Annotated in this window: 9 protein-coding genes and 1 tRNA gene; 4 read left to right on the top strand and 6 right to left on the bottom strand. The window is 43.1% G+C overall.

The window, feature by feature from the left end:
- Position 1 precedes the first annotated feature (1 nt).
- The gene (locus tag R7Z10_RS18915) at positions 2-436 is read right to left on the bottom strand and encodes a YbaY family lipoprotein (protein ID WP_005378572.1); all 435 of its coding nucleotides are present in this window, start codon (positions 434-436) and stop codon (positions 2-4) included.
- A gap of 240 nt (positions 437-676) precedes the next feature.
- Between R7Z10_RS18915 and tesB the strand changes: the two genes are divergently transcribed.
- Positions 677-1537 carry an acyl-CoA thioesterase II gene (tesB, locus tag R7Z10_RS18910; protein WP_005378575.1) on the top strand — a complete coding sequence of 287 codons (861 nt, stop codon included), beginning with the start codon at positions 677-679 and terminating at the stop codon, positions 1535-1537.
- A gap of 68 nt (positions 1538-1605) precedes the next feature.
- Here the strand turns inward: tesB and R7Z10_RS18905 are convergent, their stop codons facing one another.
- Both R7Z10_RS18905 and R7Z10_RS18900 read right to left on the bottom strand, forming a co-directional pair.
- Entirely contained in the window at positions 1606-4647 is a 3042-nt protein-coding gene (locus R7Z10_RS18905; protein WP_318105634.1) for a cadherin repeat domain-containing protein, read from the bottom strand.
- Positions 4648-5103: 456 nt separating this feature from the next.
- On the bottom strand, positions 5104-5568 hold the full coding sequence (locus R7Z10_RS18900) for an Lrp/AsnC family transcriptional regulator (RefSeq protein ID WP_025998626.1): 465 nt from the start codon (positions 5566-5568) through the stop codon (positions 5104-5106).
- Positions 5569-5708: 140 nt separating this feature from the next.
- Here R7Z10_RS18900 and R7Z10_RS18895 point away from each other — a divergent pair, with 140 nt between their 5' ends.
- Complete coding sequence (locus R7Z10_RS18895; RefSeq protein WP_005389952.1) at positions 5709-6803, top strand: PLP-dependent cysteine synthase family protein; 1095 nt, start codon at positions 5709-5711, stop codon at positions 6801-6803.
- Positions 6804-6864: 61 nt separating this feature from the next.
- On the opposite strand, the gene R7Z10_RS18890 is transcribed toward R7Z10_RS18895, so the two are convergent.
- Positions 6865-7182 (bottom strand): DUF1244 domain-containing protein, encoded by a 318-nt coding sequence (locus R7Z10_RS18890; RefSeq protein WP_005378586.1) that lies wholly within the window; start codon positions 7180-7182, stop codon positions 6865-6867.
- A 214-nt stretch (positions 7183-7396) separates the two neighbouring features.
- Between R7Z10_RS18890 and R7Z10_RS18885 the strand changes: the two genes are divergently transcribed.
- On the top strand, positions 7397-7972 hold the full coding sequence (locus tag R7Z10_RS18885; RefSeq protein WP_033905033.1) for a porin family protein: 576 nt from the start codon (positions 7397-7399) through the stop codon (positions 7970-7972).
- 80 nt (positions 7973-8052) lie between these two features.
- Here the strand turns inward: R7Z10_RS18885 and vmeF are convergent, their stop codons facing one another.
- Positions 8053-11166, bottom strand: a complete 3114-nt coding sequence (vmeF, locus tag R7Z10_RS18880; RefSeq protein ID WP_064353731.1) for a multidrug efflux RND transporter permease subunit VmeF — start codon at positions 11164-11166, stop codon at positions 8053-8055.
- On the bottom strand, positions 11166-12260 hold the full coding sequence (locus R7Z10_RS18875) for an efflux RND transporter periplasmic adaptor subunit (RefSeq protein WP_318105631.1): 1095 nt from the start codon (positions 12258-12260) through the stop codon (positions 11166-11168). Before R7Z10_RS18875 ends, vmeF begins: the two co-directional genes overlap by 1 nt.
- Positions 12261-12552: 292 nt before the next feature.
- Here R7Z10_RS18875 and R7Z10_RS18870 point away from each other — a divergent pair.
- A tRNA-Tyr gene (locus R7Z10_RS18870) sits at positions 12553-12619 on the top strand.

The following is a 12619-nucleotide window of genomic DNA, read 5'->3' as shown; positions in this document are numbered from 1 at the left end:
ATTAACGTGTTCCAACTAGACGAATATCTAATTGGTGAGTTTGTGCTTCATCTGTAATAACACCGTTATGTGTGTCGCTGATAAAACGCAGCTTTCCATCTACCTCAATGCGAGCACGAACGCTGTAACGATGGTTTGGTTTGATTTCATTGCTGTCGTAACTCAACTCAAAAGAAAGAGGAACTTGCTTACCTTCTGTTTCGAATGTCTGTTTCGCCAACACTTTTGCTGGCGCATCCGCCAAGGACACATCTTCTAACGCAATAGTAACCACTGCGTTTGGTGGCAAGGCAATCCGCTCGCGATAAGCCACTGTACCTGTAATCGTCTTCATTGACGCCTCTGTAGATTCCATTTCTGTATTTTGAGAAGTTTGGCAACCCACTAACGCAGCCCCAAAGAGTAGAGAAGTAACAAGTAGTAGTGTTTTTTTCATATATTCCTCGAAAAGAGCGTTAAACCGAGGCAATTATAGGTGTGGAATATAAAACTGTCTGCTTCCTGTCACTTTATTTGACAATAGTTTGACTGAGTTAGAATTTATCAAACAATTGATTTTGTTTCATAATTGGAACAATACTATTTCTAAGTTACTCAATAGTTCTTAACTATGCCACTTCACAAGAGTGAGGCTGTTGAGGTAACTTGGAATGAAAGACAACGGTGAGGAGACACAATGAGTAAACCACTACGAGAATTGCTCAGCCTACTACAACTCGAAAAATTAGAAGAAGGCTTGTTTCGTGGCCAAAGTGAAAACCTAGGTTTGCCTCAAGTTTATGGCGGTCAAGTAATTGGGCAAGCGCTTTCTGCTGCGCGCTACACCGTTGAAGAAACACGCACGGTACACTCCTTCCATAGCTATTTTTTGTACCCTGGCGATCCAGAAAAACCTATTATTTATGATGTAGAAAATCTGAGAGATGGCCGTAGCTTTAGCACTAGACGCGTAAAAGCAATTCAAAATGGACGCCCTATTTTTTACCTAACCGCATCCTACCATGGCGATCAACCTGGGTTTGATCATCAAAAAGAAATGCCAGATATCCCTGGTCCAGAAAACTTTGCCTCAGAGAGTGAGCTCGCAAGCCATATTGCAGAATTTCTACCCAAACGCTTACGCAAAACATTTTGCGGGGAAAAGCCTATCGAAACTCGCCCCGTTACTGTTATCAACCCTTTGAAGCCCAAAAAAGCAGAACCCAAACAGTACCTTTGGATTCGTGCTAATGGTGAAATGCCAGAGAATCAGCTAATTCACCAGTACCTTCTGGCCTACGCATCCGATTGGGGATTCCTTGTGACAGCAATGCATCCACATGAAGTCTCATTAATGACGCCTAACTTTCAAGTGGCCACCATTGACCACTCTATCTGGTTCCATCGTCCGTTTAAGATGGATGAATGGCTTCTATATGCGATAGAGAGCCCAACGGCGAGCAATACTCGTGGGTTGGTCCGTGGCGAAATATACAACCAGCAAGGTCACTTAGTGGCGACCGCCGTGCAAGAAGGGGTGATGCGCTACACGAAATAGCTCGTGTTCGCCAGACGAAAAAAGGAGTGCTGTTCCGCACTCCTTTTTTAATGGGTATCAAACGATGATTAATTTGGTTGATACTTCATGTTAATAACCGACCATTCGTAAAGTGATTTCGGGTAACCATATTCGCCTTTCCCGTAAATGACATTTGGGTCGGCATAGAATCCACCTTTATTCGTTGCTAAAAATTCACGAACCCCACGACGGTAAGTAATCACAGGTGCTACTAACTCATACTCTACCTTTTCCATCTTCGAGTCATCAATTATTAAGAACCGAGTCATACGAATCGTGCTGCCGTTGGTGCAGTACCCTGGGTCATCATAGTCAATTGCTTCAAAAGGCTTGAGATCATCTTCGAACAGCTCTGATGTACATCCATCAAATCGAGCTAAGTGTACCCACGCTCCTTTTATTAGAGTTTGGTCATCGTTACCCACCGGCTTGAATGCAAGTAGTGCAATCTTACCTTTGCCGTATAATTTCAATTCTTCGTCCGTTGGCTCACGCACTGAACGAACGTTCATCAAACCAAACTCACTTTCTTCTAAGTTAGAAAACTCACGTGCATTTAGCGTGCTAAACAATACTGTTTGTTCAGTTTCAAGTAATGTATATTGATCCGCAACACCTTCATCTGCAAAGCTTAGATACAGCTGGACTTTCTTACTTTCCAACGCTTTGTAATCTCGAGATTCTCCTTCCGAAACGTCGAGAGAAATCCAACGTCTTTTTACTGGTGGGAGGTCAAGTAACGTCAGCTCTTCCTTATCAACATCTAATGAAGCGACTCCTTTAATTGTTGAGCTGGATATTTGATAGCTGCGGTTTCCTATTGGTGTACCAAAGTCTAGCTTAACCTTTTTAAATGGTTCAAATTCCACCTTCATTGTAGAAGCACTTAAACCAGGGTGATTCGCTTTGTTAATAGTGCCATTTACGACGATTGTTTTAGCTTTGTAGTTGCGTCCAGTAAGAGTAACCTCTACTTGGTACTCGCCTGCGTGCAAAATCTTCAAACGCCCCGTATCAGGGGAAACTAGCTCGACCACAGGATCTTTTTGGTTAATAAGACGGTAACTTGCCTTCGCAGTCCCACCACTCATCACTGGTGAGATAACACTACCAGCGGAGAATTCTACCGTTGGGTAAGTAACCGATACAGGGTTTGTGCCTTGTTTAATCGTGACCGAGAAACTACTTTCACCCGGATCCACTTTGTCGTCCCCCGCATCCGAAACAATAATTTTTGTGCTACCCGCGTTAAGAATTTGCATGGCACCCGTTTGGCTGTTTAAGGAAACTACATCTGTTGCTGCGTTGTCTGCAAATCGGTACGTAACTTCCCCAACCGTACCAGAGATTTTCGGCGCAACAAATGTTTGGCCAACCTTCCAAATCTCTTCCACATCGGATTGAACTTCAATTCGGCTCGGCGCACTCAAAATTGTCACGTAGACTTTTTGATCAGGACCAACAGTATAATTCGCGCTCTCTTTTCTGCACACAGTTAGCGTCGCTTTACCCGCTTTATACACATGGAGACGTCCTTCACTAAAACCACCGACAACATCTGGTGCGGAGTTATCTACAATCTCAATTTGCTCGTCAGCACTCAAACCAAAATCACGGTGAAGATCAAAACTGTATTTGTTGCTGTATACAACGTCATAATCGTGCGTTGCCATGGGTTGGCCTTCAGCCTTTGCAACTTTAATGACGACATTAAATTGAATAGGTTGGTAGAACTCCCCACCATCGTCTTCAAACTTAAGGTCGTACTCACCCGCAGTCACTACCTCCAACTTGCCGTCAGTCATTCGTAAGCCATTAGGTAAGCTGCTAACTAGATTTACGTTACCTTTTTGCCCTTTAAACGCCAGAGGGATTGAAAGATTTGGTTGATAGGTAAGCGGCATTTCAATGTCTTTTATAACGGGATGAGGCGCGCGATTAACTTCAAGATCAAAACGAGTTTTACTTGCAGGATAATTACGCATGTCATGCTCGTAAATTTCCACTTCAGCAGCACCAACACCTTTGATCAGTAATGCTTCACCATTTTCAGTTTTAGCAACAACGTCTTCACCACGAATGATTCTCAGCTCATAGTCACCGTAGGCGTTCGTCACCTTAGGGAAAATTCGTCCACCTTCCTCATAAGTTGTGACGATATCCGCTGCGCTGATTTCTTGACGCTTGCCTTGTTTTATATCCACAAAAAATTGCGCTGTTTGCTGTTTATCCAGAAACGCGTCGCTGTAAGTTGCAGTCGCTTCAACCGTTAATCGACCAACATTATGAACAAGAAGCAAACCCGTTTCAGGATCTAGCAACTCGGCCACCTTGCTGTCTGGTACGCTATTTATAATTTTGTAAGAAATACGTTGCGTTTGAGCTTTATCTAGACGCACTGGTTCTAACGTCAACCCTTCTCGATACTCGTCTTCAAGCAAAGCGAACTGTAATTGCCCCGGAGCTACTGCATGCAGTTTAACCGCAGCGCGAACTTGTTTCGGCAAGTAAAAGTCGTTACCTGAATCGGTAATCAGCACCGATGCCTGACCAACTGAACCTAATGAATATACCGAACCGTTCTCATCAACACGAATCAAGTTATGACCACTTTCTACCTCATAACTCAGTTCGCCTTTTTGGCCACGGACGATCAACGTTTTTCCTTCTGACTCAATCGCATTGAAATTCAGATCACTCACTGAAAGTTCAGTATTGATGCCTCGCTCTACAGTGACAGAAAATCTTGCTTCAGAAGATTCATAAGCAGAGCTACTATCTGTAGCAAGAATAGTCGCCGTTCCTGGGCGCAGAATTTGTAGTATTCCTGAGTCATTAATTTTCACGACATTTGGCGGATTAGAGTCAATGACTTGGTAAGATACCGACCCATGTACATTGCTCAGTTTTGCTTCAGTAACCGTTCCCACTCCTTCAAACTTCAATACCGTGTCTTCAACTTTTAATTGCGGACGGTTCTGCTTTGTTATCGTAGTTGGTGTCTTCGTATTGTTCGGCTTAGAGTCTCCCCCACCGCCACAGCCAGCGAGTAAAGCTGCGAGAAAAAGCAAATAGTAATTTCTGTTCATTTTTAGTAATACTTTGTTACATACAAGATGGGGCGATAATAATACGATGTTTTATTAATCACTATCCCCATTTTTGAGTACTTTATTACTTAAGTAATTGCTACTGTATTAATCCTAAAAACAAATACTCAAAAATAGCGACCAAATTACATGAAAAAACAAAAAGCAAACGTTTAAATCAAACTCTTCCATTAATTTAGTAAAAATTAATATTCAATAAAATAAAACATGAAAAAGAAAGAGAAAAAATTGCGTTATTTTTTCTTTCATTATGATGTACAGGATTAATGGACTGTAAAAACAAATGGTTAATGAAAAATAGAAGAGAGAATAAATATCGTTTATATTTATAAAAATCTGGTAGGAAATAGTTTTAAAAGCATAATCAAACTACCTTTTAACATTTAAAAAACTAAAAGGTAGAATTAACATTAGATAGAATTCTTATAGGGCGAGTTATTTTAGGATTGGTAACTCTGTTGTGTATTTAATGGATTCCATAGCAAATGTTGAAGTCACATTAGATAGCCCTTTTACGCTATTAACTAACCGCTTATAGAATTCGTCAAAACACTTCATATCTTTGACTAGTACTTTCATCATGTAGTCATACTCGCCAGCCATACGATAAAACTCCATTACCTCAGGAAAGTCACTCACAGTTGTAACAAAATGGTGATACCAACCTTCGGAATGATCAATCGTTTTTAACTGAACAAATGCAATGAAAGATAGCTCGAGCTTTTCTGCACTTAACAACGCCACGCGTTTTTCGATGTAGCCCTCTTCTTCCAACCTTTTCAAGCGCTTCCAGCATGGTGTTGTAGTAAGATTGACTCGCTCAGCCACGTCATTTAATGACAAGGTGCTGTCGGTTTGTAGTAAAGCAAGCAGCTGCTTATCTATTCGATCTAAACTCATTTCCATAAAACCCATAAAATGTAGAAATTTTTTCTACAAAAATCTTTATTAAGAGTAACAATAGCAAAGTTTTTCTCGGAAATTATAGATAAATTATCCCTATCTAATACTTATCTATCGATTTCCCAAGGAGAGACGCCATGTGTACTGACCACAATTGGATCAACAATGCAGTGCGTAAAATTGAAGCAGACTTCCAACGTTCTGCTGATACTCACTTATTTAAACTCGAACTACCTTCTCTTGATGGTATCGATATCTATCTAAAAGATGAGAGTACGCACCCTACAGGCTCTCTTAAGCATCGATTGGCGCGCTCATTGTTTCTTTATGCTATTTGTAATGGATGGATTGGTCCTGAAACCACTGTAATCGAGGCGTCCTCAGGCAGCACTGCCGTTTCGGAAGCGTATTTTGCGCGTTTACTTGGCTTACCGTTCATTGCTGTTATGCCGAAAACCACTGCACGTAAAAAGATCGAACAAATTGAATTTTACGGTGGTAAAGCGCACCTTGTTGAACGATCAGATCAGATTTATGACGAGTCTCGACGCTTGGCTCAAGAGCTAAATGGTCACTACATGGACCAGTTTACTTATGCTGAACGTGCTACTGACTGGCGCGGTAACAACAACATCGCGAACTCTATCTTTAGCCAAATGGAGTTAGAAGATCACCCGATTCCTAGCTGGGTAGTGATGAGTCCTGGAACAGGCGGCACATCAGCAACCATTGGCCGTTTTATTCGTTACCAAAAATACGACACTAAGCTTTGCGTGGTAGACCCTGAAAACTCAGTGTTTTACGATGCTTTCCAGTCAGGAAATCACTCATTGAAAGGCGATACTGGCAGCAAAATTGAAGGTATCGGGCGACCACGTGTCGAACCAAGTTTTATTGCTGGTGTCATTGATGAAATGCGCAAAATTCCAGACGCAGCCAGTGTGGCAACCGCCCATTGGGTATCTCAGCTGATTGGGCGTAAAGTCGGCGCATCAACAGGCACCAATCTTTACGGTGTGCTGCAATTGGCTTGTGAGATGAAACAACGCGGTGAGAAGGGTTCTATCGTGACGCTTCTATGTGATTCTGGAGAGCGTTACCTAGATACGTATTATGACTTAACATGGGTAAAAGAGAACATCGGCGATATTCAACCTTACTTAGCTCAACTCGAAGTCATTCAAGCAAAAGGTTGCGTTGAGCCAGCTTGTTGCGGCTCAACTAACGCTTAACGTGCAAACTGGACTTTAAAAAACAGCCCAACTTCATGCGGGCTGTTTTTATCGTTGGGTTTTACTTTTTCTGGCGCGCTTCAAACGCAGCCAATTGTTCTGGCGTTGCCGCTGGTTGATGATTTTGTTTCCATTCATCGTAAGTCATGCCGTAAACACGTTCGCGAGCGTCATCAATATCTAAATCCAAACCGAGATTTTCAGCCTCAGATTTATACCATTTGCTAAAGCAGTTGCGACAGAAGCCCGCAAGGATCATCAGGTCGATGTTTTGTACGTCTTTGTTGGCATCTAAATGCGCCAATAAACGGCGAAATGTCGCCGCGTCTAACTTATCTTGTTCTTCTTGAGTCAAGTTTTTGTATTTGAATTCAGCCACTTTCCTTTCCTTCTCTCTTCTTTAGCTAGCTTTCGTCACCATATCTAGTTAGTCGGTAGTCATGAGTAATAAGTATGCTTTAGCGCAACAATTCCCATTCTAAAATCACTACCTTTGATAAAAGCTGATATGATAATTACCATCCATCCTATTGATTAAATTAACATTTAAACAAATCATTACAACGGTCTTTTACCAAGGTTATCGTCTAGTTATGAAAAACGCCATTCTATTATTGTCTGCCTTGACCATTAGCGTGCCAACTTTAGCTGCTCAAGAACAAGCTCATCAATCTTATTTTTATCTGGGTACTGGTAACGTTGGTTTTGATACACCGTATTTCGGCTCGGATAGAGACAATGAGTGGTCAACACCACATATCACAGTTGGCTGGGGTTACCATGTAAACCAATACCTCGCGTTTGAAGGGGTTCTGCGCTATTCACAAAATGAACTTAAGAACGATGCTCTAAAAACTGACTTAGATCTTCACTATTACCAAGCAGGTATGTCTGCTGTTGTAACGAGTGATGACTTAGGCGATACGCCACTATCACTATTCGGTCGCGTAACAGCGCTTGGCACTCAAGCCGAAATGTACGTACCAAACGAACAAAAAGTCACAGATGATTCAGGCGCACTATTCAACATCGGTGCTGGTGTCCATTGGGATATGAGTACAGATATCTGGTTACGCGCAGAGTACATTTATAATGTCGCGGATATGGGTTTTGAAGATTTTTACGACAGCTACGAAGGTGTACAAATCAGCCTAGGGAAACGCTTCTAATCGAACGCTTCCGAGCTAACTTTAAACCGATAAAGAGAAGCCGAGGTTATTACCTCGGCTTTTATGTTTTAACGTTTGATTTAAGGGTGCGCTATACGGCCCTTCGTATCATGGCTAATTGCTTTTTTTAACTCTGCTTCTACATGACCTGGTGCTTGTGTTTTCGCCGAAATCAATCGGTACATTGCCGGGATAACAAACAAGGTCACCAATGTCGCAAACCCCATCCCGAAAAAGATTACCGTACCCACGGCAATACGGCTCTCATAACCCGCCCCTGTCGATACTATCAACGGAATTGCGCCAGCAAGTGTGGTAAACGCAGTCATCAAGATTGGACGTAGACGTCGCGCAGCTGCATCAATGATCGCTTTTTCAAACCCAACGCCACGATCACGTAGCTGATTGGCAAATTCTACGATCAAAATACCGTTTTTCGTCACCATACCAATCAACATGATCATGCCGATCTGGCTATAAATATTCATACCTTGGCCCATAATAACCAAACCAAGGAAGCCACCAAATACACCCATCGGCACCGTAAACATGACCACTAACGGGTTTACGAAGCTTTCAAACTGAGCCGCCAACACGAGATACGCCACTAGTAGTGCCAATGCAAACACAACAGCAACACTCGCTTGGTTCTCTTTAAAGTCTTTCGACTCCCCCGAATAACTCACCGAAATGTCACCCGGTAAGTTGTCGATGGCTTCCTGGTCTAGGTAATTCAGCGCATCTCCTAATGTATAACCTTCCGACAGGTTGGCAGTAATAGTGATGGACTTCTGTTTGTTGTAGTGAGAAAGACGAATAGAGGCCGCCACTTCTTCAATTTTTGTGACCGCATCTAACGTCACTAGCTGACCGCTATTCGTGCGCAGATAAATCTGACTTAAATCTGCAGCATTATTAAAGCTATTTTCATCACCGCGAAGATACACATCGTACTCTTCGCCACGTTCAACATAAGTCGTTTCGCTTTTACCACCGAGCATGATTTCTAGGGTGTCAGAAATGTCTTTAACACTGACTCCTAGCTCTGCGGCACGCTGTCGGTCAACTGTAACCAATAACTCAGGCGTTTTTTCCGAGTAATCTATCTCTGCTCCTTCCATCATTGGTGATTCTTCTGCTTTGTTCTTTAGCATTTCAGCCCAAACAACGAGCTCATCGTAATCAGAGCCGCCTAATACGAACTGAACTGGCTCACTCGAACCACCTTGGAAACCTGGCATAAATGGGAACACTCGAACATCTGGGATACCTGCCAATTCTTTCCGTACTTTGTTAAGGGCTTGCTGAGCCGTGATATCACGTTCGTTCCAATCTTCTAGAATCATGATCACAAAGCCTGTCTGGTCTCCTGCCTGGCCACCAAACGCTGGCGTTTGGATGCTGAATGACTTCAGATAACCTTGCCCTAGTAATGGCATCAATCGGTCTTCGACAATATCCATATTGGCTGACATACGATTGTATGACGTAGCGTCTGCACCGCGCACAAACGCGAATATCACACCGCGATCTTCTTGTGGGGTCAGCTGGGCCGGTACCTGATTCATCAAGAAATAGCTACCGCCCAAACAAGCTAGAATCACCAGCGGAGCAGCCCAACGTACTTTCAATGCACCTTTCAATAATGCGCGATAGCCACTCTCAAGCTTGCTAAACAAGCGATCAACCGCTTCATTGAATCGATTTGGTTTTACATTCGCTTTCAAAATCTGACTACCTAATACAGGAGTCAGCGTCAGGGCAATCAAAGAGGAGAATATGACCGACATAGCCAGCAATACAGAAAACTCTGTAAATAGTAGACCTACCATGCCATCCATAAAAGAGATCGGTAAGAACACCATCACCAGCACTAATGTTGTTGCTATAACAGCAAAACCAACCTCTCTTGTGCCTTTATATGCGGCGAGTAATGGCGATTCACCGCGTTCAATATGGTGGAAGATATTCTCTACAACCACAATTGCGTCATCCACCACCAAACCAATCGATAATATCAACGCCATCAAGGTGATCAAGTTGATAGAAAACCCAAAGTAGTACGCGGCAATGAACGAAGAAATCAGAGAAACAGGTACCGTAACCGCAGGAATTAAGGTTGCACGAGCTTGGCCGATAAAAATGTACAATACCAAAATCACCAAGCCGCCCGTGATAAATAGCGTGCTGTACACCTCTTCGATTGAACGCTCGATAAACACTGTCGCGTCGTAATCTATCGCAAGACGTGTACCTTCTGGTAAGAACTTCTGGATGTTATCGACTTCAGACCTAACCAGCTTCGCTACTTCTAACGGGTTTGCGTCTGACTGCGGTACCACACCAAGACTGATGTTTACTACACCATCACTTTTGAAGGTTGAGTTTTCGTTTTCTGCACCAATGAAGACATCTGCTACATCTTTTAAATAGATAGGTGTATTGTCGCTTGCGCGTTTAATGACAAGATATTGAAAATCTTCAGGCGTGTTATAAGTACGAGCCGTACGCACGGACATTACTGTTGAGTCGTTGCGAACTTCACCACCTGGGCTTTCTAGGTTCTCACTTCGTAAAGCTGATGTAATGTCCGAAGCTGTAACTGAACGTCCAGCCATTAGTTCTGGCTTAAGCTTCACGTACATGACCTTGTACAAACCACCGGAGAGATCAATGGAGCTAACCCCAGAGATCAGGCTAAAGCGGTCCATCAATACACGTTCGGCATAATCGGTTAATTGAGTACGGTCCATCTCTGCAGAACTGAGATTGATGTAGAGCGACGCCTCTCCCGAGCCATTGTTCTTATAAACAATAGGGTCATCCGCTTCATCAGGTAGCGAGCGCTGAGCACGAGCTACGGCATCACGCACGTCGCTCACACCTGTGTTGAGATCGTAACCTAACTCAAACGTGATCGTGATACGCGACATGCTGTTACGAGTAGTGGAGCTAATTTCATCAACTCCACTGATCCCAGAAAGCTGGTCTTCCAAAACAGAGGTAATTTGGCTTTCAATAATAGTCGCCGATGCACCCTCATAACGCGTACTGATAGAAACGACTGGGCTTTCTATATCAGGCATTTCACGAACGGCTAATTTGGTGAATGACACAAAGCCAAACACACACAACAGCATGCTCAGAACCAACGCCGCGACAGGGCGTTTAACTGAAACGTCGGACAGTAACATTAGTTTTCTTCCTCATCCGATTCACTGTCATTGCGTGTCACATCCGTGGTGTTCGCTTTTAGTGGCGCGACAATTTCTTTCACTTCGACACCATCACGCATGTTAACAATGCCTTGAACCACAATCTTGTCACCAATCTCAACACCAGATTCGATCACCACCTCGTTACCAACACGAGCACCTAGCGACACTTCTTGACGAGTAGCTTTGTTATTTTCATCAATTACATATACAAAACGTTTAGTTCCGGAGTATTCAAGTGCTTGAACAGGAATGATTGGCGCCTTAATAGCAGGAAATGCTAGTGAAGCGTTCATCAACATGCCCGGCTTCAATTGATTTTCTGGGTTATCAAACTCAATACGCACGCGAAGATTCAGTGTTTCGGCGCTGATCCGCGTATCAATACCTGTGACTTGACCAGTAAAGGTCTGGCTACCCCATGCACTGGTTTTAGCGATGACTTCCATACCAATAGAAAGCATCGATAAATAGCGCTCCGGTACTTGTAAATCCAGTTCCATGACGGAAAGATCATCCAACGTCAAAAGTTCAGTACCCGCACTGACCATTTTGCCGCGGCTAAAATCGATAAAACCAACAGTGCCAGAAAATGGGGCAGTAATATGGAGGTCAGCTAAATTGGCTTGAGCAGCATCAAGCCTCGCTTGTGCTATTTCAACACTGGCTTTTTGTGCATCGATTTCAGTTTGAGTAATCGCATTCCGCTTAACCAAACGTTGGAACTCTTTTAACTTACGCTGTTCATCTTTAAGGTACGCCTTTGCCTCAATCAAAGCGGCTTGAGCCTTATCGTCATCTAACTTAATTAATAGCTGGTCTTGCTGGACATTTTGATTCGCTTTAACAGCGATTTGATTCACTTTGCCGGCGACTTCCGATGCGACAACCACAGACTCCGCTGCCTTTAATTTGCCGATAAGAGTTAAGGATTGATTGATCTCGTGCGTTTCTACTTGTTCAGTCACAACGGTAACCGCTGAGCCTCCTCGCATCACAGCGCAAACCGATGGAGAACTCAGTAATATAGAAAGCGTTAAAACAGATAACGATAACGTGGCTTTCATGCTCATGATATTGACTTCTAAACGAATAAACTTATGTCATTAAACTGCTTACAGTTTATCAGTAGATACGGTGTTTAACGTCAAGTAGTGTAAATTCAAGTAAAAAGCGCGCTTCTCTTCTGTTCAAAGGACAAACAAAACGCTGACTTTCTACCATCTTTGCCCAAAAAGACAGCATTCAACGTAAAAACGTAAGAAAAACGCTTTACAGCCTGAGCGAGTTTGCTATGATTCGCTCCGCACTTGGGAGATGAGTTGGGAAAACATCTTACTAAGTATAAAAATCCTCTGGAGGGGTTCCCGAGTGGCCAAAGGGAGCAGACTGTAAATCTGCCGGCACTGCCTTCGATGGTTCGAATCCGTCC

The sequence above is a fragment of the Vibrio sp. Vb1018 genome, assembly GCF_033338775.1.
GTDB lineage: Bacteria > Pseudomonadota > Gammaproteobacteria > Enterobacterales > Vibrionaceae > Vibrio > Vibrio alginolyticus.
Note: the sequence above shows the minus strand (reverse complement) of the source record. Positions and strands in the feature narration are given on the sequence as shown.